Consider the following 22,009-nt stretch of genomic DNA (forward strand, 5'->3'; position numbering starts at 1 on the left):
CATTCTATGGAAACACTGCACGAATGCCTACGTGAGCGAATCGCTGCGTTGCGTAAGACGTCGTGGCGACCACGCTACCAAGGGGAGCAGACCGCCCCGAGCAGGCGTGAACCTTCGTTGAGTTGGCGCATGCCCTCCGTACGGGGCTGGCGGGTCTCTTCGCTCAGCGGCACCATCTCGGCCGTGGAGCAGTTCATCAGATAGGGCTGATGACTCAGGCGGTCGACGTACTCCTTCTCGAACCGATACAGGATGAACTCGACCAACTGCAGGTCGTTCGCCTCGCGTTGCACCATGCTGCTCTGGTCGACCACGCTGAAGGCCACCGTGAGCGGATACATGTAGGTCCAGGGCCGCCACGGCATGCTGTCCTGCTCGGTTTGGACCACTTGGGCTGTGGGTGGCAGCTGCTCCAGCTTGTGGTCGAGCCAGGAGTATTCGTAGTGAATCTGATAACCCAGCATGCCCAGCCCGGCGAAGACCGGAATGATCCACTTCGGCAGCCGCTTGCCGCTGGCCACGCGCAGTAGCAGGCCGATACCCGCTGCACCCAGGGCAGCGAAGATCGCTGCGATCAAGTGCCATATCATGACGCCACCTTTATCAATGCAATCGGGCTTCCCGGTGGGAAGCCCGATCTGGTTCGGTTCCCGACCCTGGGGCAGGGCCGGGGGGTGATTATGGCTTAGTGGCCGGTAGCTGCGCCAGCGCCTTTCGGGTAGCGTACGCTTTCGACCAGTTCCTGGATCTCCTGCGGCGGCTCCTCGGTGGCGCTAGATACCGCGTAGGCCACGGCGAAGTTGATCATCGCACCCACTGCACCGAAGGAGAGCGGCGAGATTCCGAGCAGCCAGTTGGCTTCCACGTTCGCCAGCATGTTGGTGCCCGGAATGAAGAACCAGCCCAGATAGGTGAAGATGTACACCAGGGTGGAAATCAGGCCGGCCAGCATGCCGCAGATGGCGCCCTTGCTGTTCATGCGGGTGGAGAAGATACCCATCATCAGCACCGGGAACAGCGAGGCGGCGGCGATGCCGAAGGCGAGTGCTACCACCTGGGCCGCGAATCCTGGCGGATTGAGGCCGAGGTAGGTCGCCAGCAGGATGGCGCCGGCCATCGAGATCCGTGCCGCCAGCATTTCGCCCTTCTCGGAGATGCTCGGGTTGATGGTGTTCTTGATCAGGTCATGACTGATGGCGGAAGAGATTGCCAGCAGCAGGCCTGCCGCGGTGGAGAGGGCCGCCGCGATACCACCCGCCGCGATCAGACCGATGACCCAGCCCGGCAGGTTGGCGATTTCAGGGTTGGCCAGTACCAGGATGTCGTTGTTCACCGTCAGCTCGTTGCCTTCCCAGCCAAGCTCGCCGGCGATAGGCTGGAAGCCCGGGTTGGCATCGTTGTACATCTGGATGCGGCCGTCGTTGTTGTGATCGGTGAAGGTGATCAGGCCGGTGTCTTCCCAGGTGCGGATCCAGTCCGGACGCTCCTCGTAGAGGATCGGGTTGGCCAGTGCTTCCTCGTAGTTCTCAACCTGACCGGCCATTTCCGGGAAGATGGTGGTGGCCAGGTTGAGGCGCGCCATGGAACCCACGGCGGGAGCGGTCAGGTAGAGCAGGGCGATGAACACCAGTGCCCAGCCGGCGGACCAGCGTGCATCGGCCACCTTCGGTACGGTGAAGAAGCGGATGATGACGTGGGGCAGACCGGCGGTACCGATCATCAGCGACAGGGTGAACAGTACCATGTTGAGCTTGTTGTCGACGTCGGCGGTGTAGTCGCGGAAACCCAGCGCCGTTACTACTTCATCGAGCTTGGCCAGCAGCGGCACGCCGGACTCGGTGTGGGTGCTGAACATGCCGAACATCGGGATGGGGTTGCCGGTCAGCTGCATGGCGATGAACACGGCGGGAATGGTGTAGGCGATGATCAGTACGATGTACTGGGCCACCTGAGTGTAGGTGATGCCTTTCATGCCGCCGAATACCGCATACAGGAAGACGATGCCCGCGGCGATCCAGATACCGGTACTGCTCGGCACCTCGAGGAAGCGCGAGAAGGCCACGCCGGCGCCGGTCATCTGGCCGATAACGTAGGTCACCGAGGCCACGATCAAGCAGATTACCGCAACCACGCGGGCAGTCTTGCTGTAGAAGCGGTCGCCGATGAAGTCGGGTACGGTGAACTTGCCGAACTTACGCAGGTAAGGGGCAAGCAACATGGCCAGAATGACGTAGCCGCCAGTCCAGCCCATGAGGAAGGTCGAGTTGGCGTAGCCGCCGGAAGCCAGCAGACCGGCCATGGAGATGAAGGAGGCCGCTGACATCCAGTCGGCCGCCGTGGCCATGCCGTTGGTGACCGGATGGACGCCGCCGCCGGCGACGTAGAAGTCTTTGGTGGAACCGGCTCGCGCCCAGATGGCGATGCCGATATAGAGAGCGAACGAGCCGCCCACGAAGAGCAGGTTGATGGCAAACTGACTCATGCTGGTTTACTCCCCCAGGCCAAACTTCTGGTCGAGCTTGTTCATCTTCCAGGCATAGAAGAAGATCAGGCCGATAAAGGTGAGAATGGAGCCCTGCTGAGCGAACCAGAACCCGAGGTCGGTGCCGCCGATCGGTATTCCCGAGAGCAGGGGCCGAAACAGCATGGCGCAGCCGTAGGAAACGAACGCCCAGACGATCATGCATCCGGTTATGAGGCGTACGTTTGCCTTCCAGTATTCAGCAGCATTGATCTTGTCATCTGCCATAGTGATGCTCTCCACTTGTTGTTAAAGGTTGGGGAAGTCGCACAGAGAGATGCCAAATTTCATCAGGGGTTGCACTGAGCGAGTCGAGTCGGGTACATGAACGAAGGCCTGTCGGCACCCGAGGATCCTTTGCTCCCTGCGTACATCCGCGCTTCCCGCTACGACCAGTTATCCATTAGTCGAGTCGCGTTATCCAGGTGCGATCACCCTGTATGACTCATGAGCAATACTGGTCAATAAACACAAAAAATAAAATCCCAGACTTTGGTATCATGAGAAGATTGCAATAAAGGTATCTTTGTAATTTTTCTTGTTTTTCAATTGGTTGGAGTGGTGTATGGTCGTGCTTTCAGATGGCGCTGGAACTGCCGATAGGACGATTGTCTAGCATTGAACTTTTGTCTATTAGCTGTTTTGGTTAGAGCGCTTCTTTCTTTTAAAGTCCCCCGGACGCTCTGAAAAGAGTTCTTTGGACGTTGGTCTAGGTTATCTCCCAATTCTCGGGGCTGTTATCCTGCCTCGAGGATGCATGCAGTGCTTCTCTTATGTTCTCAACGAAAAGATGCACTGCTTCGTTGTTTGAGGCGACAGGGACGTGTAAGGCAAAGCCCGGGTATCGTGAAACGACCGGGCTGGCAATCTCCCTGCGGGCTCGCTCGGCTGCCGGTGTCGCTGTCCGGCGCTCCCGGTATTCGCGATGAACCGAGGCATGGTGGCCGTACCACGGGGGTAACGAGATGGTCGATGTCGATCTTTCCCAACCACCTTTCTCCTTTCTTGATGAGGAGGGGCGGGAGCGCATTCGTCATGGCATCGATCTGGCCTATTTCGACCGCGACGAAATCATTCTCGAGACCGGCCAGCCGGGAGAGTACGTCTTCCTTATTCACAAGGGAGAGGTGGCGGAGCTGGATACCACCCAGCCCGGCGCGCGTGAGCGCATCGGCCACTATACGGCGGGCGACCTTTTCGGCGCCATCAGCATTCTCAATGGCAAGAGCCGCTATCGTTTTCGCGCCGAGCAGGAGAGTCTCTGTTACCTCTTGCCCAAGGCGCTGTTCCTGCAGCTGTGCGACGACTGCCCGGCCTTTGCCGAATTCTTCCGCCAGACGCTGGCACACAAGGCCCGACTGCTGACCGAGCAGCGCGCCGAAGGCGGCGTGACCATGGCCGGCTTCATGCTGGCCCGAGTCAGCGAGTGCATGCGTCCGCCGCTATGCATGTCTGCCGAGACCACCATTGCCGAGGCGGTGTCGAGACTGCATGAGAGCCATGCCGACAGCCTGTTGGTGGAAGGCCCCGTCGGTGCCGGCATGGTGACCAAGACCGATCTGCTCAATGCGCTCGTGCTGAAAGGGCTGGAGAAGGAGAGCCCGCTGCAGGCCATTGCCAACTTCGAGCTGGTGACGGTGAGTCCTGGTCAGTACCTGTTCGAGGTGCTGGTCATGATGACCCGCTTCAAGGTGGAGCGGGTCGTGGTCATGGAGCAGGAGCGCCCCATCGGCGTGGTCGAACTCACCGACGTGCTCAGCTATTTCTCCAGCCGCAGCTACGTGGTGAGCCTGCAGGTGGAACAGGCGGACAGTCTCGATGCCCTGTATCGTGCCAGCCGGCGCACGCCCGAGCTGGTCAAGGCGCTGATGGCCCAGGGCGTCAAGCTGCGCTTCGCCATGGGACTGCTGGCGGCGCTCAACGGGCGCATCATGTCCAAGGCGTGGGGTTTTCTCATCGACGAGCGCTACCATCGCGACAGCTGCCTGATGGTGATGGGCAGCGAAGGTCGTGGTGAGCAGATCCTCAAGACCGATCAGGATAACGGCCTGATTCTCGCCGATGGGCTCGAGTGGCCGGACGTGGGCGAACAGATGCAGCGTCTCACCGAGACCTTGATCGAACTCGGCTACCCGCCTTGCCCCGGCAACATCATGGTCAACAACCCGGAGTGGGTGGGTAGCGTCTCTCAGTGGCGCGAACGCATCGCGCGCTGGGCTGAAAAGCGCGACGGCGACAGCCTGATGAAGCTGGCCATCATGCTCGACTCCCACTCGGTGGCCGGCAACCCCGCGCTGCTCGACCGCGTGCGTCAGTCGCTCTTCGAGCAGTGCTCCCGAGATGAGCTGCTGCTCTCCTACTTCGCGCGTACGGCACTGCGTTTCTCCACCCCGTTGACCCTGTTCGGTTCGTTGAAGAAGCCGCAGCACGGGATCGACATCAAGAAGGGCGGCATCTTTCCGATCGTTCACGGCGTACGCACCATGGCGCTGGAGCGACGCATCCAGCCGACCTCGACGCTCGAGCGGCTCGAGGCCTTGGCCGCGGACGGACGGCTGGAGGCGCGGGTCGCCGAGGATCTCGCCGAGGCGCTGTCGCTGTTCACCGAGCTGCGCCTGAAGCAACAGCTCGAGCGTCTCGACGGCGAACCCAACAGCAAGAGCCCCGACCGCGTGGTGGTCCAGCAGCTGTCGTCGCTGGAGCGTGACCTGCTGCGTGAGGCATTGCATATCGTCAAGGACTTCAAACAGAGCCTGTCGCAACGCTATCACCTCGAATACACCTGAGGACGTTGCGCAGCCGAGGACAACAGGAGGTTTCCATGTTTCGCGCCCTGCGTCGTGCCAACGACCGCCGCCGTCATGCCGACGGCGAGTACGGCTGGCTGTTCCATCCCTATACCGGCGACGAACTGGTGGCCATCGACTGCGAAACCACCGGCGTCGATACGCGTACCGCCGAACCCGTCTCCATCGGGGCGGTCAAGGTACGCGGCGACAGGGTGCTCACCAGCGAGTCCCTTGACCTGCGCCTGAAACGGCCGGCCACGCTCACCGGCGACTCGATCCGCGTGCACGGCTTGCGCGGCGTCGATCTCGACGATGGCGAGAGCCTTGATGAGGCCCTGGTGAAATTGCTCGACTTCATCGGCAATCGCCCGCTGCTGGGGTGGCGGCTCGACTTCGATCTGGCGATCCTCAACCGTCAGATCCGACCTCGCTTCGGCTTCGACCTGCCCAACACCGGTATCGACGTGGCGCAACTGTATCATCGTCAACTGCGTCGCAGCGTCATGGAGCCCGAGCCTCGCTCACAGCGTTTCGAGGCGGTGGCGGCGGCGCTGGACGTGCCGGTGATGGGGCGCAATACCGCGCTCGGTGATGCCGTGACCACGGCGCTGATGTACCTGCGCCTGGAGCGGGTTGGAATGCCTGAACGGCAAGAGGCATGAGCCGCTGAATCACCGCTGTGGCGTCGCCTTCGGACGGTGTCGATGGTAGGATTGCCACCCATCCTTCACCATGCTCTGGCAGCCCGTGACCATGCAAGACGCCGTGATTTTCGATCCCACCACCGTCGATGACGACACACGTCAACAGCGCGATGAGGTGAGCGAAGCGAGTTCGCCGCTGGCCGCGCTCGATGCCAAGCAGCGCCGCGAATTCAACAAGCTGCAGAAACGCCTGCGGCGTCAGGTGGGCAACGCCATCATCGATTACGGCATGATCCACGAAGGCGACCGGGTCATGGTTTGCCTGTCGGGCGGCAAGGACAGCTATACCCTGCTCGAGATCCTGCGCAACCTGCAGCGTAATGCGCCGGTCAACTTCTCGCTGGTGGCGGTGAATCTCGACCAGAAACAGCCCGGCTTTCCCGAGCACGTGCTGCCCGAGTATCTGGAAGGCCTCGGTGTCGAGTACTACATTCTCGAGCGCGACACCTATTCGGTGGTCAAGGAGAAGACGCCGGAAGGCAAGACCACCTGCGCGCTCTGCTCGCGCCTGCGGCGTGGCTCGCTGTATGGCTTCGCCGAGGAGATCGGCGCGACCAAGGTGGCGCTTGGTCACCATCGCGAGGACATTCTCGAGACGCTGTTCCTCAATATGTTCTATGGCGGCAGCCTCAAGGCCATGCCGCCTAAGCTGCTCTCCGACGATGGCAAGAACATCGTCATCCGGCCGCTGGCCTACTGCCGCGAGGCGGACATCGCCGAGTTCGCCAGGCTGATGGAATTTCCCATCATCCCCTGCAACCTGTGCGGCTCCCAGCCCAACCTGCAGCGCCAGGTGGTCAAGGAGATGCTGGCCGAGTGGGAGCGCAAGCACCCCGGGCGCCTAGAGACCATGTTCAAGGCGGTGACCAACGTGGCGCCGTCGCAGCTGGCCGACCGCGAGCTGTTCGACTTCGCGGGACTCGAGGCCAAGCAGGCCAGGATGCAGGAGCGGCGCATCGATGCCCTGAACGTGTCGAACGACGGCTGAGCCGATAGCCCGCTCAAACGCAAACCGCCCGGCCTAGGCCGGGCGGTTTGCGTTTGCTCGCGGATGTCTTGGGGCTCAGTGATCGTCTTGGGCCTGGGCCACCAACGCCTCGAGATTGAGAATGTTCACTTCGCGCCCCGACACCTCGACCAGCCCCTGCTGCTGGAAACGGCCGAGAATGCGGCTCACGGTCTCCACGGCCAGCCCCAGGTAGTTGCCGATATCGGCCCGTGACATGGAGAGACGGAAGCTGTAGGGCGAGTAGCCGCGGCGACGGAAGCGGTCCGACAGGCTGGTGAAGAAGCTGGCTAGACGCTGGTCGGCGGTCTTGCGCGACAGCAGCCGCATCATCTTGCGGTCGTCGCGCAGCTCCTTGCTCATGCTGCGATAGAGCTGGCCACGCAGCTCCGGCAGCTGTTCGGAGAGATGGTCGAGTCGGTCGAAGGGAATCTCGCACACCGTAGTGGTCTCGAGCGCGATCACGCTGCCGGGATAGGTCTGCTCGTCGATGCCATCGAGGCCGACCAGCTCGCTGGGCAGATAGAAGTTGGTGACCTGATCCTCGCCGGAGCCCTCGGTGGTGACCTGCTTGAGACTGCCGGAGCGAACGGCGAAGACGCTGCTGAAGGCGCTGCCCTGGCGGAACAGGGACTCACCTTTCTTCAGCGGAGAGCGACGCCGAATGATGGCATCGAACTGCTCCATGTCCTCGAGTTCCAGAGCGAGAGGCAGGCACAGTGAACTCAGGCTGCAGTTCTGGCAACGGGTTTCATGCAGCAGCGAACGCCGCTTGCCGAGTGCATTGGCCGCGTTTACCGGCATGCTCCACCTCCTTGATCATCGTCATGGAGGCATTATGGAACATTATTGGTGCAGGTAAAATGCCCCTTGCGACCTTTGGCCGCAATACCTTGCGGAACTTGCTAAATATTCTTCTGACTTAAACGATTCGGGAGTACTGGCAGTCGGGCTGCCGTGGCAGCCTGGCATCGAAGGCCATGGCCAGGTGCCGAATCAACAAGCGGCCCAGAGGAGTGGCGATCAGGCGAGGTCCATCCCAGACGACCAGCCCGTCATGCAGGGGCATCTCGAGCCGGGCCAGGGCATCCGCCAGATAGCGCGGCGCATCGATGCCGAAGGTTTCACTCAGCTCGTCGAAGTCGAGTTCCATGTCGCACATCAGGCGCTCGATGGCGTGCCGCCTGATACGGTCGTCGAAGGAGAGGCGAATGCCTCGCGCTGTGGGCAGGTGACTGGCGTCCAGCGCTTGCTCGTAGGCAGCGAGAGTGGTGTGATTCTGCGAGTAGACGTCGTCGATGCAAGAGATCGCCGACACGCCAAGCCCGATCAGGTCGCACTGTGCATGGCTCGAGTAGCCCTGGAAGTTGCGCTGAAGGGTGCCTTCGCGCTGGGCGATGGCAAGACTGTCGCTGGCTCTGGCGAAGTGGTCCATGCCGATGTGCACATAACCCGCAGCGGTCAGCATGGCAATGGTGATGCGCAGCATGGCCAGTTTTTCCTCGGGTCCGGGCAGGTCCTCGGCGTTGATGTTGCGCTGGGCGGCGAAGCGCTCCGGCATATGGGCATAGTTGAAGACGGATAGCCGCGCCGGGGCCATGGCGATCACCTGTTCCAGCGTGGCGGCGAAGCTGTCGCGGGTCTGGAACGGCAGGCCGTAGATGAGATCCAGGTTGAGCGAGCGGAAACCCAGGCGGTCGGCTTCATCGATCAACGCCTCGGTCAGGATGCGCGGCTGGACCCGATTGATGGCCCGCTGCACCCGGGGATCGAGGTCCTGCACGCCCAGACTGAGTCGGTTGAACCCCAGAGCCTGTAGGTGACGCAGGGTGAAGACGTCGGCCTCGCGTGGGTCGATCTCGATGGCATAGTCACGGTCGCGAGCGCTGGAAAGGCCGAAGCGGGCATCGAGGCGGTCGATCAGATCGCTCATCTGATCCAGGCTCAGGAAGGTTGGCGTTCCGCCGCCCCAGTGCAGCTGAGCGACTTCCCGTCGCGTATCCACATGCGGCTTGATCAGCACCATCTCGCGATCCAGGCGAGAGATGTAAGGGTCTGCCACCTTGGTGGCCTTGGTCGCGATCTTGTGACAGGCGCAGTAGTGGCAGGCCTTGCGACAGAACGGAATGTGCACGTAGAGCGACAGCGGCCTGCCGTCGGCGTTGCTGCGCGCCAGCGCCGCCTGATAGTCCGGCTCGGTAAAGTCCGAGCTGAACGACAGGGCGGTAGGGTACGAGGTGTAGCGAGGCCCATGGGTGTCGTAGCGCCGCAGCAGGGCCGCGTCCCAGATGAAGGGATCGGCCATCGTTCGAGGCAAGGACGGCGCGGGGACGGACATGAGGGCACTCCCAAGACGAACTGTAGGGACAATGCTAGCCGTACCCTCTCGCGGCCGGGTTGAGCTGCGTCAAAATGACGTGAGAATGGCGTGCCGGAGAAGCCGCTTCAGTGACCTGGCGCACTCAGCGGCAGCAACATGGAAATCTGCCACAGGGCAAAGCCGATGATGGTCAGTGCGGCCAGGGCTCGGGTTGTCGGGTGCCGGATCAGGGCGCTCAGCTGACGCGCGGCGAAGCCGGTCACCAGCAGCGAGGGCAGGGTGCCGAGGCCGAAGGCCGCCATCAGCGAAGCGCCGAACAGTGGATCGGCCGTGGCCAGGCTCCAGGCCAGCATCGAATAGACCAGCCCGCACGGCAACCAGCCCCAGACGGCGCCCAGTGCGATGGCCTGCGGCACCTTCACCACGGGCATCAGGCGCTTGCCGAAGGGCTCCAGGTAGCGCCAGAGATGGCGGCCGAGCGCCTCCACCTTGAGCAGGCCTTTCCACCAGTTGGCAATGTAGAGCGCCATCAGAATCAGCATGATGGCGGCGAGTGCCTGCAGACCCGCGCGGGCTGCCGGCGTCAGCGCCACCAGGGTACCGAGCGAGGCGACCAGGGCGCCGGCGGCCATGTAGCTCAGGATGCGGCCAAGGTTGTAGCCGAGCAGCAGCCCCGAGAGACGGGCGGGGCTGCGCATGCTGGGGGGCACGGCGAAGGTCAGCGCGCTCATGATGCCGCCGCACATGCCGATGCAGTGCGCACCGCCGAGCAGGCCGAAGACGAACGCCGCCAGCAGCGGCGGCAGGCCGAGTCCTGTCGGGTCCATTAGTGTTCCGCCGGGCCGTCGTCACCCTTTTCGGACGGCTTGCGGCGCGTGGCCTGGCGGCGCCTTTCTCGCTCCTCCGGCGACAAGTCGTTCTCGTCCTCATCGAAGAGGATGCGGTGGGCGGGGCCCTCCAGATCCTCGAACTGATCGTTCTTCACTGCCCAGAAGAAGGCCCACACGGCCAGGCCGAGCAGAATCAGCGACAGCGGAATGAGCAGGTACAGAATGGTCATGCGTTCACCAGTCGTGCTTCGGGAGCCGGCAGCGGAGCGGGGCGTAGCCGGAAGCGGTTGAGCCGCAGCGCATTGCCTACCACCACCAGCGAGCTACCCGACATGCCCAGCGCCGCGACCCAGGGCGGCACGATACCGATAGCGGCCAGCGGCAGCGCCGAGAAGTTGTAGCACACCGACCAGATCATGTTCTGGCGCATGATGCGTCGGGTGGCACGGGCGATCTCGATCGCCTCGACGATACGCAACAGGCGCGGGCTCAGCAACACGGCGTCGGCGCTGGTGCGGGCCAGGTCGGTGGCGCCGTTCATGGCAATTGACACGTCGGCGCCGGCCAGCACCGGAACGTCGTTGATGCCGTCGCCGATCATCGCGACCTTCTCGCCGGCTGCCTGGCAATCGCGAATGCGTGCCAGCTTGCCTTCCGGGCTGGCGCCGGCCCGCCAGGTCTCGATGCCCAAGTGCTCAGCCATGGCGCGCACGGCCTCGGTGGTATCGCCGGAGAGCAGCTCGACCTGGATACCGCGGGCCTTCAGTACGGCGACGGTTTCCGCCGCGTCTTCACGCAGCCTGTCGCGCAGGGCGAACCAGGCACGGGGCTCACCCTCTTCGCCGAGCAGCAGCCACTGGCCTTCCCCCGGGAGGGGCAGGGCATGACCCGGCGCAACGAAGTCGGCGCGTCCCAGGCGCCAGCGCTTGCCGTCTATCACCCCCTCGACCCCCTGACCGGTACGGCTGGTTCTGTCGCTGGCATCCACCGTGGCCTGGCGCCAGGGGCGGAAGGCACGGGCGATGGGGTGCTCCGAATGGGCTTCCAGGGTGGCGGCGATGGTACGGGCCCGCTCGTCGGTGATTGCGTCCAGGGGGCGAGTGTCGATGAGCTGCATCTCGCCGCAGGTCAGGGTGCCGGTCTTGTCGAAGATCACCCGGTCGACCTGTGACAGCGACTCGATGGCGTCAGCGCGGGTGATCAATATACCCCGGCGGCGCAGCTGGCCGTGCCCCGCGGTAAGTGCGGTGGGCGTGGCCAGCGCCAGGGCGCAGGGGCAGGTCACCACCAGTACCGAGAGCATCACCCACAGCATGCGGCTGGGGTCGATGAACCACCAGGCGGTGGTCACGCACACGGTCACCACCAGCAGACGCAGCACGAACAGATGCGACATGCGTGCGGCCAGCTGGGCCAGGCGCGGACGGCTGGCAAAGGCGCGATCGGTGAGGTCGACGATGCTGGCCACTCGGGCGTCCTTGCCGGCGTGGGTCACGCGAACCATCAGCGGGCTTTCGATGTTCTGACTGCCGCCGGTAACGCTGTCGCCGGCGCGCCGGGTCACCGGCAGGTATTCGCCGGTGAGCATCGACTCATCGAGGCTCGACTCGCCCTCTTCGATGACGCCGTCGGCGGGCACCCCGTGGCCGGGCTTGACGATCACCCGGTCGCCGGCGACGAGCTCGCTGGCTGGCAGGATGCGCTCTTCGCCGTTGGCCTCCAGGCGCACCGCCGAAAGCGGCAGGGCACCGGCCATGATGTTGCCCGTGTGGCCGCTGCGGCGCCGTGCGCGGGCTTCCACGTAGCGCCCGAACAGTAGAAAGAAGGTGAACATCGCCACCGAATCGAAGTACACCTCGCCGGTGTCGGCAATCACTGCATAGCCGCTGGCAAGGTAGGCCCCACCGATGGCGATGGAAACGGGTACGTCCATGCCCAGCACCCGGGTGCGCAGGTCGCGTACGGCATTGCGGAAGAAGGGCATGGCCGAGAAGAACACCACCGGCGTGGCCAGGGCGAACGACAGCCAGTGGAACAGGGCGTAGAAGTCCTCACTGATCTCGCCGGGGGCGGTCATATAGATGGGAATCGAGAACATCATCACCTGAGCCATGCCCACCGCCGCCACGATCAGTCGGCGGATGTTCATGCGCTCCTCGAACTGCAGCCGCTGCTGGGCGGCATCCGGTTCGTAGGGTTGGGCGCTGTAACCGATGGCGGCCATCTCGGCGAGGATGCGCGAGAGCTTGAGGCGTGCCGGGTCCCAGGCCACGCGGACGCGATGGTGGCTCAGATTGACGGCGCTGGAGGTGACGCCCTCCAGGTCGTTGAGGCGGTGCTCGATCAGCCAGGCACAGGCGGCGCAGGTGATGCCGTCCACCGCCAGGGTGGCATGGACCTGGTCGCCGTCGGCGTGGACGAACTGGCGCTGCAGGCCCGGGTCGTCGAAGACCGCCCAGGTCTCGGCCTTGACCGCCTGGCGCTCGTCGGGACGTTCGGGCAGCTCGGTGCGAAAGCGGTAGTAGCTTCCAAGTCCGCCGTCGACGATGGCATGGGCCACCGCCTCGCAGCCGGGGCAGCACAGCGGGTGATCACGCTCGTCGAGCGTGATCGACCATGGTGCCCCGGCGGGCACCAGGCTGCCGCAGTGGTAGCAGCTGTCGACGGCGGTATCGGCCGCGCTGGCTGAATGGCTCATGTCGGCGCTTGGCAAGGCGAGATAAGGCGATTAACCACGCGACGGCAGCCCGGGCGTCAGCGCGAACTCTTCGTCGCTGGGGAAGCTGCCTTCGCCGACCAGGCGCCATTCGGGCTGCTCCGCGCTGGGGTGAAGCTGCAGGTACCAGCGGTAGCGCAGGTTGTCAGGTGCCTGTCCCAGGTAGTGACCTTCACGCACGTGCTCCAGCACGATCTCCTGATCGCGGTCGCCCACGGTGGGGAAGATCAGCTTCAGGTAGAGTCGCTCGGGGCGCTCTGCACCGTCGAGCTGGACGATGATGTCGCTGGTCATGGGATCGATACGCAGATTGGCAACCAGGTCGAGCTCCTCGGCACGCTGCTGCTTGGCCAGCACCATGTTGATGGCGCGACCGTGCTCGTAGTAATCCTCCTGCACCAGGCCGTCGGCGGTACGAATCGCCATCACGGCCAGGGTCGAACTGCCGAAGATCGAGGTGAACAGCAGGCCGAGCAGGAACCACGGCCAGAACTGCTTGTACCAGGGGGAAGGGGTCGTCATGGTCATCTCCGTGCTTCACCGATGAAGCGGGTATCGCGTTCGAGCGTAATGCGCTCGTCGTCAAGGGATCGAAGGTTGAGCTGGATGGGATGGCTGGGCAGTGTCAGCACCTCCGGGGCGGCGGTGATCTGTACCGCAAACAGCCGGGTGGTGCCGGCCGCTACCCGTAGCGTCTCGGTGTCGAGCTCCAGATCGGGCAGGCCGCTCACCTCCAGCCGGTAGGTGTGGTCGCGGTCATCGAGGTTACGTACCGTCAAGGTATAGACATTGCTGATGCGCCCGTCACGGGTCATCTGGTAGAGCTGGCCGCGCTCGCGCTCCACCTCCACGTTGAGCGGCATGCGGTCGCCCAGCGCCCACACGAACAGGCCGACCATCACCGTGAGCGCGGCCAAGTAGCCCAGCAGGCGGGGACGCAGGATATGGGAGCGCTTGCCTTCCAGAGCGTTCTCGGTGGTATAGCGAATCAGCCCGCGCGGATAGTTCATGCGATCCATCACGCTGTCGCAGGCATCGATACAGGCGGCACAGGTGATGCATTCGTATTGCAGGCCCTTGCGGATGTCGATGCCGGTAGGGCAGACCTGCACGCACAGATCGCAGTCGATGCAGTCGCCGTGGCCGGCCGCGCGCGCCTCGGCATGGCTAAGGCTCTTCTTGCGCGAGCCCCTGGGTTCGCCGCGTGTCGTGTCGTAGGACACGATCAGTGTATTTGCATCGAACATCACCGACTGGAAGCGGGCGTAGGGGCACATGTAGATGCATACCTGCTCGCGCAGCCAGCCGGCATTGAGATAGGTGAAGACCAGGAAGAAGCCGACCCAGAAGTAGGACCAGCCGTGAGCCTCGAGTGTGGGCAGTTCGACCACCAGCTCGCGGATGGGGGTGAAATAGCCGACGAAGCTGACGCCGGTGGCCAGTGCGATGGCCAGCCAGACGACGTGCTTGGCGCTCTTGCGCCAGGCCTTGTCGAGGTTCATCGGCTGGTTGTCGAGCTTGATGCGCCGATTGCGCGAACCCTCCAGGCGGTGCTCCACCCAGATGTAGAGGAAGGTCCACACGCTCTGCGGGCAGGTGTAGCCGCACCACACCCGGCCGGCGAAAACGGTGATGAAGAACAGGCCGAAGGCGCAGATGATCAGCAGCCACGATAACAGAATGAACTCCTGCGGGTAGAAGGTGGCGGCGAAGATGTGGAATTCGCGCCCCGGCAGATCGAACCAGATCAGCGGTCGATCGCCCCAGGTGAGCCAGGGCAGGCCAAAGAAGGCCAGCATCAACAGCCAGTTGGCGACACGGCGCACTCGTTGGAACAGCCCCTTGATCTCGCGCACGTAGATGTGGCGCCGCTTGGCGTACATCTCCTGTTGCACCGTGGCCTGTTGTTCCGAGGCATGGGGTATATGATGCCCCACCGGACCCGGGGTCACATCACGCGTGGGAATCTTATCGCTCATTTCGGACTCGCGACGGGCGACGGCGGCCCGTATGGGGAAGGCAATGAAGTGGCTTCATTGTATCGAGAGCCCGTCACTTGGCAGGGCAGTGCGACGGTGGGTCGCACTGCCTGCCCGGGCGGGAAACGTCAGTCGCGGAAGCGCAAGCTGTAGACGTAAGCCGCCACCAGGTGAACGCGCTCTTCGCCGATGTAGGCCTCCTGTGCCGGCATGTGCCCGTTGCGGCCGTTGCGCAGCGTCTGGCGGACCGAGTCGGCCACGCTCTGACCGGGCGCCTGGTAGAGCCAGATGTCGTTGGTCAGGTTGGGTGCGCCCAGGGCCGTGTTGCCGGTGCCCTCCTGACCATGACAGGCGGCACACACCGAAGCGTAGACCGCAGCGCCCTGCTCGGCCTGTTCGGCATCGTGTTCCAGGCCTGACAGCGACAGTACGTGCTGAGTGACTCGCTCGATGTTGCCCTCACCCAGGCTCTGGAACGAGGGCATCAGGCCGTTACGACCGCGAATCAGAGAGGTCATGATCTGCTCGGGTTCGCCACCGTAGAGCCAATCGTCGTTGGTCAGGTTGGGGAAGCCGTAGCCGCCGCGGGCGTTGGCGCCGTGACACACCGCGCAATTGTTCAAGTAGATGCGCTCGGCTACCTGCATCGCCTCGGCGTCCTGCGCCAGCTCGGGGATTGGAATCTCCTGATACTGGGCGAAGATCGGCGTGAAACGCTCCTCGGCGCGGGCCACTTCCTGCTCCCACTGGCCCTCCTGCGTCCAGCCCAGCAGACCGGTGAAGTTGCCAAGGCCGGGATAGAGCAGCAGATAGCCAAGGCTGAAAATCACCGTGGCCACGTAGAGCTGGAACCACCAGCGCGGCAGCGGGTTGTCGTACTCCTCGATCTCGTCGGCGGCATGACCGGTGGTTTCCACGTTGCCATCGGCATCCGGCACCTTGTCGGTCTTGCGGTTGGCGTATAGGATCCAGAAAGCGAAGGCGATGGAGCCCAGCGTCAGTACGATGATCCACGCACTCCAGAACCCGGAAAGGGAGTCATCCCAGAAGTTGCTCATGTGTTTTTGTCTCCCCTGTCTTGGCGGGAATCGGCTTCGCTTGCCTGCGCGCGATTGGAGCGCTGCTGCGAGGCGCTGCTGTCACGGTTGCTTTGCTCGTCGTCCTCGGCGAAGGGCAGGTTGGCCGCTTCGTCGAAATCCGGCTTGCGTCGCCGGGAGTAGGCCCACCAGGTAATGCCCAGGAAGGCGATGATCAGAATGCCGGTGATGATGCCGCGAAAGGTGCCGGTATCCATGATCAGCGCGTGCCCTCGAGCACGGTCCCCAACTGTTGCAGATAGGCCACCAGCGCGGTGATCTCCTGCTGACCGCGTACTTCACGCGTGGCGCCCTCGATGTCCTCATCGGTGTAGGGCACGCCCAGCCGGCGGAGCGCCTGCATCTTGCGCGGCGTGTCGCGGCCGTCGAGGGTGCGCTCGAACAGCCACGGGTATGCCGGCATGATCGAGCCGGGTACCACGTCGCGCGGGTTGTACATGTGGGCACGGTGCCAGTCGTCGCTGTAGCGGCCGCCGACGCGAGCCAGATCCGGGCCGGTGCGCTTGGAGCCCCACAGGAAGTTGTGCTCGTAGATGAATTCGCCAGCGACGCTGTAGTGGCCGTAGCGCTCGGTCTCGGCGCGGAACGGGCGGATCATCTGCGAGTGACAGCCGACGCAGCCTTCGCGGCGATAGATGTCACGGCCCTCCAACTCCAGGGCGGTAAGCGGGCGCAGCCCGTCCACCGGCTCCGTGGTCTGCTTCTGGAAGAACAGCGGTACGATTTCGGCCAGGCCGCCGAAACTGATCACCACCAGGATCAGCACAGCGAGCAGGCCTACGTTCTTTTCGACAATCTCGTGTTTCATTGGCGTCGGTATCCCCGGTTGCTCAGGCAGACTGCGGAATCGGCTGCTGGGTGACGGCTTCGCTGCGCTTGATGGTCATGAAGACGTTGTAAGCCATGATCAGCATGCCCACGACCCAGAACAGACCGCCGATCAGGCGAACGATATAGCCGGGGCCGCTGGCCTCGACCGATTCCATGAAGGTGTACATCAAGGTGCCGTCGGGGTTGATGGCGCGCCACATCAGGCCCTGCAGGATGCCGTTGACCCACATTGAAGCGATGTAGAGTACGGTGCCGATGGTGGAGAGCCAGAAGTGCACGGCGATCAGTCCGACCGAGTGCATTTCGGTGCGGCCGAACAGGCGCGGAATCAGGTGGTACATGGAGCCGATGGTGATCATCGCCACCCAGCCCAGAGCGCCGGCGTGCACGTGGCCGATGGTCCAGTCGGTATAGTGAGACAGGGCGTTGACCGTCTTGATGGCCATCATCGGGCCTTCGAAGGTGGACATGCCGTAGAACGACAGGGCCACCACCAGGAAGCGCAGAGTCGGATCGGTGCGCAGCTTATGCCAGGCGCCAGAGAGGGTCATCATGCCGTTGATCATGCCGCCCCAGGAAGGCGCGAGCAGGATGATCGACATCACCATGCCCAGCGACTGCGCCCAGTCGGGCAGCGCGGTGTAGTGCAGGTGGTGCGGGCCGGCCCACATGTAGATCATGATCAGGGCCCAGAAGTGCACGATCGACAGGCGGTAGGAGTAGATCGGGCGTTCGGCCTGCTTGGGCACGAAGTAGTACATCATGCCGAGGAAGCCGGCGGTCAGGAAGAAGCCCACCGCGTTGTGGCCGTACCACCACTGGACCATGGCGTCGATGGTGCCGGCGTAGATCGAGGTGGAGTACATCAAGGTGACCGGGATCGCCGCATTGTTGACGATATGCAGCACGGCCACGGTCAGGATGAAGGCGGCAAAGAACCAGTTGGCCACGTAGATGTGGGAGGTCTTACGCTGCTTGACGGTCATCAGGAAGACAATGGCGTAGCTGACCCAGACCACGGCGATCAGGATGTTGATCGGCCACTCGAGCTCGGCGTACTCCTTGGTGGTGGTGTAGCCCAGCGGCAGCGTGACCACTGCCGACAGAATCACCGCCTGCCAGCCCCAGAAGGTGAAGGCCGCCAGCTTGTCGGAGAACAGGCGCGTCTGGCAGGTGCGCTGTACCACGTAGTAGGAAGTGGCGAAGAGCGCCGAACCGCCGAAGGCAAAAATGACGGCGTTGGTGTGCAGCGGGCGCAGACGGCCGAAGCTGGTCCAAGGCAGATCGAGGTTGAGTTGCGGCCAGATCAGCTGTGCGGCAAGAATGACACCGATGAGCATGCCCACGATGCCCCACACCACCGTCATGATCGCAAACTGCCGAACTACCTTGTAGTTGTAGGTCGGGTGTTCTAATGCTGTGCTCATGTCAGGTTCCCATAGAACGCGTGTCGAGAACTCGTGGTGGCGTCTGCCACTCGGTGCTCCCGGGTGGGTGATTCAGGTCAGAAATCAGAGCGGATTCTAGCGCAGCCGTCTGACAGACTGAAACAAGGATATAGGTGAAACTGGTATGGGAATTTGACGCGTGTCGGACTTTTTGCCGAAAGAGGCGTTGCCCATCGATTCTGCTCGACTGCGTGAATGGACGCCGAAAGAGCGCCTCGGGAGCTGGTTCGTGGAAGCGATAGGACCACTCGAAGTGAAGGGTGATGGCAGCGGCGGTTGCCTGCTGATCGCCCATGGCGCGGGGGCTGGCCGGCAGTCTCCATATATGAGCCGGATACGCGAGATGCTCGCGCACCATGGCGTTCAAACCCTGGCAATCGAGTTCGCTTACATGCAGCGGATGCAGCGTGAAGGCAGGCGAATACCACCACCGCGTATAGACCGCCTGGTAGAGGAGTTGTCACAGTGGTGCGACATTCTGACACGGCCTGAAGGGGGTACTCTGTGGCTCGGGGGCAAGTCGATGGGCGGACGCGTGGCCAGTCTGCTGGCAGCGAGCGAGGAAGTGGCCGGCCTGGTGCTGTGCGGCTACCCCTTTCATCCGCCCGGCAAGCCCGAGCGCCTGCGCCTGTCGCACTGGCCGTCGATCGAGTGTCCCACTCTGGTGGTGCAGGGCACCCGCGACCCGTTCGGCACGCGGGAAGAGGTCGAGGGCTACGCATTGCCCGAGCATGTAAAGGTGCACTGGCTCAGCGATGGTGACCATGACTGGACGCCGCGACGCTCATCGGGTCGAAGCCAGGCGGCGTTGATCGAAGAGGGTGCCGCCACGATTGCCGCTTTCATGAAAGCCCATCATTAGACGCAGTGGGCAAATTCACGGATGATGCGGCGTGTAGCCGGATTCAGCGCCGCGAGCGTCCCCGTGGCAACCCCCATGCTTCCCTGTGGCGCCGCAAAGGCATTGACAAGGCAGCGGATCTCTGTAGAATTCAGCGCCACGTGACCAGGGGTGGTTAGCTCAGCTGGGAGAGCACCAGCCTTACAAGCTGGGGGTCACAGGTTCGAACCCTGTACCACCCACCATCGCGCCCGAGCAGGGTCGATGGCTAGAACCTGGGCACGTAGGAAGCAAGCAGCGGACCGGTAGTTCAGTCGGTTAGAATGCCGGCCTGTCACGCCGGAGGTCGCGGGTTCGAGTCCCGTCCGGTCCGCCATCGTTTCCAGGCAGTTCATCAGCTGTGGACCGGTAGTTCAGTCGGTTAGAATGCCGGCCTGTCACGCCGGAGGTCGCGGGTTCGAGTCCCGTCCGGTCCGCCATGATGCCTGTTTTGCAGTTTTCGCAAGTTGCGATATGCGTGGGTGATTAGCTCAGTTGGTTAGAGCACCAGCCTCACATGCTGGGGGTCACTGGTTCGAGTCCGGTATCACCCACCACGCGGACCGGTAGTTCAGTCGGTTAGAATGCCGGCCTGTCACGCCGGAGGTCGCGGGTTCGAGTCCCGTCCGGTCCGCCATTCGATTTCAGGCCCCGAGCCCAAGGCTCGGGGCCTTTTCGTATCGACTATACTCCCTCCGCCGGCCCACGCTGGCTTGCAGCGCTGCGGTTGTTGCCCGCGGCGTGCCAGGCTCGCTTCGCCCTTCGGCGTATGTGCCGCTTTTTCTTTTGCGCCTGTCGTTCAGCTATCATACAGTTGTTTGAAATTGACCGTGACTCGACCCAAGGAGGAGTTCGGCGTGCGCTATCCTCATCTTTTTCGTCCGCTCGAGGTGGGCCATCTGACACTGCCCAACCGCGTGCTGATGGGCTCCATGCATACCAACCTGGAAGAGGCGCCGAACGGCTTCGCCCGCCTGGCGGCGTTTTATGCCGAACGTGCCCGTGCCGGTGTCGGCTTGATCGTCACCGGCGGCATCGCGCCCAACCCCGAAGGGGCGGTATTCCAGGGGGCGGCCACGCTGGAGCGCGCCGAGCAGGTGGCCGATCATCGCGGCGTGGTCGACGCCGTGCATGCCGAGGGCGGGCGCATCTGCATGCAGATCCTGCATGCCGGCCGCTACGCCTACTCTCCCGAGCTGGTCGCGCCGTCACCGCTCCAGGCGCCAATCAACCCCTTCGTGCCGCATGAGCTCAGCGACGCCGAGGTGGAACGCCAGATCGAGGCCTACGTGCGCTGCGCCTCGCTGGCCCGGGAGGCAGGCTACGACGGCGTCGAGGTGATGGGCTCCGAGGGCTATCTGATCAATCAGTTCCTGTGCCTGCGCACCAATCATCGTGACGACCGCTGGGGCGGAGCTTTCGACAACCGCATGCGTTTCGCCGTCGAGATCGTGTCGCGCATTCGTCAGGCGGTGGGCGACGACTTCCTGATCATCTTCCGCCTGTCGATGATCGACCTGGTGGAAGAGGGCAGCACCTGGGAAGAGGTGGTGACCCTGGGACGTGCCATCGAGGCTGCCGGCGCCAGCCTGATCAATACCGGCATCGGCTGGCACGAGGCCCGCGTACCCACCATCGTCACCAGCGTGCCGCGGGCGGCCTTCACCGAGGTCACCCGGCGCATGAAGGCCGAACTCGCCATACCGCTGATCACCACCAACCGCATCAACATGCCGGAGGTGGCCGAGCGCGTGCTGGCCGAAGGCCATGCCGACATGGTCTCCATGGCACGCCCCTTCCTCGCCGATCCGGCCTGGGTCGCCAAGGCGGCCGAAGGGCGCGACGACGAGATCAACACCTGCATCGCCTGCAACCAGGCGTGTCTGGACCATACCTTCCAGGGCAAGCTCACTTCCTGCCTGGTCAACCCTCAGGCCTGCCACGAGACCGAACTCGTCATCGAGGCGGCCGAGGCGCCGTGCGACGTCGCCGTGGTCGGTGGCGGTCCGGCGGGGCTGGCGGCGGCGCTCACTGCGGCTCGCCGCGGCCACCGCGTGGTGCTGTTCGAGCGCACCGGGGAGCTGGGCGGTCAGTTCAACCTGGCGCGCAAGATCCCCGGCAAGGAGGAGTTCGACGAGACGCTGCGCTACTTCAAGGTAATGCTCGACAAGCTGGGCGTCACGGTGAGGCTGGGCGTCGAGGCCGACGTGCAGACGCTGCGCGATTTCGACGCGGTGATTCTGGCCACCGGCGTGCGCCCGCGGCGACTCGAGCTGCCGGGCATCGAACATCCCAAAGTGATGAGCTACCCCATGGCGATCCAGCACCCCGAGCGGGTTGGACGGCGTGTAGCGATCATCGGTGCCGGCGGCATCGGCTTCGACGTGGCCGAGCTGCTGACCCACGTGGGGCATCCCTCGCTCGATCGTGACGCCTGGTGCGCCGAGTGGGGCGTCGACCTCGGCGTCGCCGAGCGCGGCGGCCTGCGTGCGCCCGAGCGGCCGGAGACGCCGCGGCAGGTCTTCCTGTTGCAGCGCAAGGCCTCCAAGCCCGGCAAGGGGCTGGGCAAGTCCACCGGCTGGGTGCACCGCATGTCGCTGCGCCACCGCAACGTGGAGACGCTGGCGGGCTGCGAATACATGGGCATCGACGACGACGGCCTGCACATCCGTCTGGGCGGAGAGCCGCGTCTGCTCGAAGTCGACAGCGTGGTGATCTGCGCCGGCCAGGACCCTGTGCGCGAACTTCTCGAGCCACTCAAGGAGGCCGGCGTGGCGGTGCATCTGATCGGTGGCGCCGATGAGGCCGCCGAGCTCGACGCCAAGCGTGCCATCGATCAGGGCACTCGCGTGGCGGCAGGGCTGTAGCCGCTGCGTTGACAGCTCAGT

General features: G+C 63.7%; 19 protein-coding genes and 5 tRNA genes. 10 read left to right on the forward strand and 14 right to left on the reverse strand.

The window, feature by feature from the left end:
• Window positions 1–74: 74 nt before the first annotated feature.
• The 3 genes from HOP53_RS15655 to HOP53_RS15665 form a co-directional block, all read right to left on the reverse strand.
• Window positions 75–590, reverse strand: a complete 516-nt coding sequence (locus tag HOP53_RS15655; protein ID WP_234270901.1) for a hypothetical protein — start codon at window positions 588–590, stop codon at window positions 75–77.
• A 95-nt stretch (window positions 591–685) separates the two neighbouring features.
• Window positions 686–2,482, reverse strand: a complete 1,797-nt coding sequence (locus tag HOP53_RS15660; protein WP_234270902.1) for a sodium:solute symporter family protein — start codon at window positions 2,480–2,482, stop codon at window positions 686–688.
• Window positions 2,483–2,488: 6 nt separating this feature from the next.
• Complete coding sequence (locus tag HOP53_RS15665; protein WP_010629690.1) at window positions 2,489–2,749, reverse strand: DUF4212 domain-containing protein; 261 nt, start codon at window positions 2,747–2,749, stop codon at window positions 2,489–2,491.
• 737 nt (window positions 2,750–3,486) lie between these two features.
• Between HOP53_RS15665 and HOP53_RS15670 the strand changes: the two genes are divergently transcribed.
• The 3 genes from HOP53_RS15670 to ttcA all read left to right on the forward strand — a co-directional run bounded on the left by HOP53_RS15670 (window position 3,487) and on the right by ttcA (window position 7,002).
• Complete coding sequence (locus HOP53_RS15670) at window positions 3,487–5,307, forward strand: DUF294 nucleotidyltransferase-like domain-containing protein (RefSeq protein ID WP_234270903.1); 1,821 nt, start codon at window positions 3,487–3,489, stop codon at window positions 5,305–5,307.
• Window positions 5,308–5,342: 35 nt separating this feature from the next.
• Window positions 5,343–5,972 carry a 3'-5' exonuclease gene (locus HOP53_RS15675; RefSeq protein WP_234270904.1) on the forward strand — a complete coding sequence of 210 codons (630 nt, stop codon included), beginning with the start codon at window positions 5,343–5,345 and terminating at the stop codon, window positions 5,970–5,972.
• 91 nt (window positions 5,973–6,063) lie between these two features.
• On the forward strand, window positions 6,064–7,002 hold the full coding sequence (gene ttcA, locus HOP53_RS15680; RefSeq protein ID WP_234270905.1) for a tRNA 2-thiocytidine(32) synthetase TtcA: 939 nt from the start codon (window positions 6,064–6,066) through the stop codon (window positions 7,000–7,002).
• 75 nt (window positions 7,003–7,077) lie between these two features.
• Here the strand turns inward: ttcA and fnr are convergent, their stop codons facing one another.
• The 11 genes from fnr to ccoN form a co-directional block, all read right to left on the reverse strand.
• Window positions 7,078–7,824 carry a fumarate/nitrate reduction transcriptional regulator Fnr gene (fnr, locus tag HOP53_RS15685; RefSeq protein ID WP_086508550.1) on the reverse strand — a complete coding sequence of 249 codons (747 nt, stop codon included), beginning with the start codon at window positions 7,822–7,824 and terminating at the stop codon, window positions 7,078–7,080.
• 118 nt (window positions 7,825–7,942) lie between these two features.
• Window positions 7,943–9,358, reverse strand: coding sequence for an oxygen-independent coproporphyrinogen III oxidase (gene hemN / locus HOP53_RS15690; RefSeq protein WP_234270906.1), 1,416 nt, complete (start codon window positions 9,356–9,358; stop codon window positions 7,943–7,945).
• Window positions 9,359–9,465: 107 nt separating this feature from the next.
• Window positions 9,466–10,167 carry a sulfite exporter TauE/SafE family protein gene (locus HOP53_RS15695; RefSeq protein WP_234270907.1) on the reverse strand — a complete coding sequence of 234 codons (702 nt, stop codon included), beginning with the start codon at window positions 10,165–10,167 and terminating at the stop codon, window positions 9,466–9,468.
• Window positions 10,167–10,400 carry a cbb3-type cytochrome oxidase assembly protein CcoS gene (gene ccoS, locus HOP53_RS15700; RefSeq protein ID WP_234270908.1) on the reverse strand — a complete coding sequence of 78 codons (234 nt, stop codon included), beginning with the start codon at window positions 10,398–10,400 and terminating at the stop codon, window positions 10,167–10,169. Before ccoS ends, HOP53_RS15695 begins: the two co-directional genes overlap by 1 nt.
• Window positions 10,397–12,868: a heavy metal translocating P-type ATPase gene (locus tag HOP53_RS15705; RefSeq protein ID WP_234270909.1), complete on the reverse strand. Its 2,472-nt coding sequence runs from the start codon at window positions 12,866–12,868 to the stop codon at window positions 10,397–10,399. The genes ccoS and HOP53_RS15705 overlap by 4 nt, the downstream gene beginning before the upstream one ends.
• 30 nt (window positions 12,869–12,898) lie before the next feature.
• Window positions 12,899–13,414 (reverse strand): FixH family protein, encoded by a 516-nt coding sequence (locus HOP53_RS15710; protein ID WP_234270910.1) that lies wholly within the window; start codon window positions 13,412–13,414, stop codon window positions 12,899–12,901.
• Window positions 13,411–14,865 (reverse strand): cytochrome c oxidase accessory protein CcoG, encoded by a 1,455-nt coding sequence (gene ccoG, locus HOP53_RS15715; protein ID WP_234270911.1) that lies wholly within the window; start codon window positions 14,863–14,865, stop codon window positions 13,411–13,413. The genes HOP53_RS15710 and ccoG overlap by 4 nt, the downstream gene beginning before the upstream one ends.
• A gap of 128 nt (window positions 14,866–14,993) precedes the next feature.
• Window positions 14,994–15,923, reverse strand: coding sequence for a cytochrome-c oxidase, cbb3-type subunit III (gene ccoP, locus HOP53_RS15720; RefSeq protein ID WP_234270912.1), 930 nt, complete (start codon window positions 15,921–15,923; stop codon window positions 14,994–14,996).
• The gene (locus HOP53_RS15725) at window positions 15,920–16,159 is read right to left on the reverse strand and encodes a cbb3-type cytochrome oxidase subunit 3 (protein WP_234270913.1); all 240 of its coding nucleotides are present in this window, start codon (window positions 16,157–16,159) and stop codon (window positions 15,920–15,922) included. The genes ccoP and HOP53_RS15725 overlap by 4 nt, the downstream gene beginning before the upstream one ends.
• A gap of 2 nt (window positions 16,160–16,161) precedes the next feature.
• Window positions 16,162–16,770, reverse strand: a complete 609-nt coding sequence (gene ccoO, locus HOP53_RS15730; RefSeq protein ID WP_234270914.1) for a cytochrome-c oxidase, cbb3-type subunit II — start codon at window positions 16,768–16,770, stop codon at window positions 16,162–16,164.
• Between the two features lie 22 nt (window positions 16,771–16,792).
• Window positions 16,793–18,220, reverse strand: a complete 1,428-nt coding sequence (gene ccoN, locus HOP53_RS15735) for a cytochrome-c oxidase, cbb3-type subunit I (protein ID WP_234270915.1) — start codon at window positions 18,218–18,220, stop codon at window positions 16,793–16,795.
• 250 nt (window positions 18,221–18,470) lie between these two features.
• On the opposite strand from ccoN, the gene HOP53_RS15740 reads away from it, so the two are divergent.
• From HOP53_RS15740 to HOP53_RS15770, 7 genes are all read left to right on the forward strand, one after another.
• Window positions 18,471–19,103: an alpha/beta family hydrolase gene (locus HOP53_RS15740; protein WP_234270916.1), complete on the forward strand. Its 633-nt coding sequence runs from the start codon at window positions 18,471–18,473 to the stop codon at window positions 19,101–19,103.
• Between the two features lie 148 nt (window positions 19,104–19,251).
• Window positions 19,252–19,327 (forward strand) — tRNA-Val (locus HOP53_RS15745).
• Between the two features lie 54 nt (window positions 19,328–19,381).
• A tRNA-Asp gene (locus tag HOP53_RS15750) sits at window positions 19,382–19,458 on the forward strand.
• 26 nt (window positions 19,459–19,484) lie between these two features.
• A tRNA-Asp gene (locus HOP53_RS15755) sits at window positions 19,485–19,561 on the forward strand.
• Between the two features lie 40 nt (window positions 19,562–19,601).
• Window positions 19,602–19,678 (forward strand) — tRNA-Val (locus HOP53_RS15760).
• A 3-nt stretch (window positions 19,679–19,681) separates the two neighbouring features.
• Window positions 19,682–19,758 (forward strand) — tRNA-Asp (locus tag HOP53_RS15765).
• Window positions 19,759–19,951: 193 nt separating this feature from the next.
• Window positions 19,952–21,988, forward strand: a complete 2,037-nt coding sequence (locus HOP53_RS15770) for an FAD-dependent oxidoreductase (RefSeq protein WP_234270917.1) — start codon at window positions 19,952–19,954, stop codon at window positions 21,986–21,988.
• Window positions 21,989–22,009: the final 21 nt, after the last annotated feature.

Source organism: Billgrantia ethanolica, assembly GCF_021404305.1.
Lineage (GTDB): Bacteria > Pseudomonadota > Gammaproteobacteria > Pseudomonadales > Halomonadaceae > Halomonas > Halomonas ethanolica.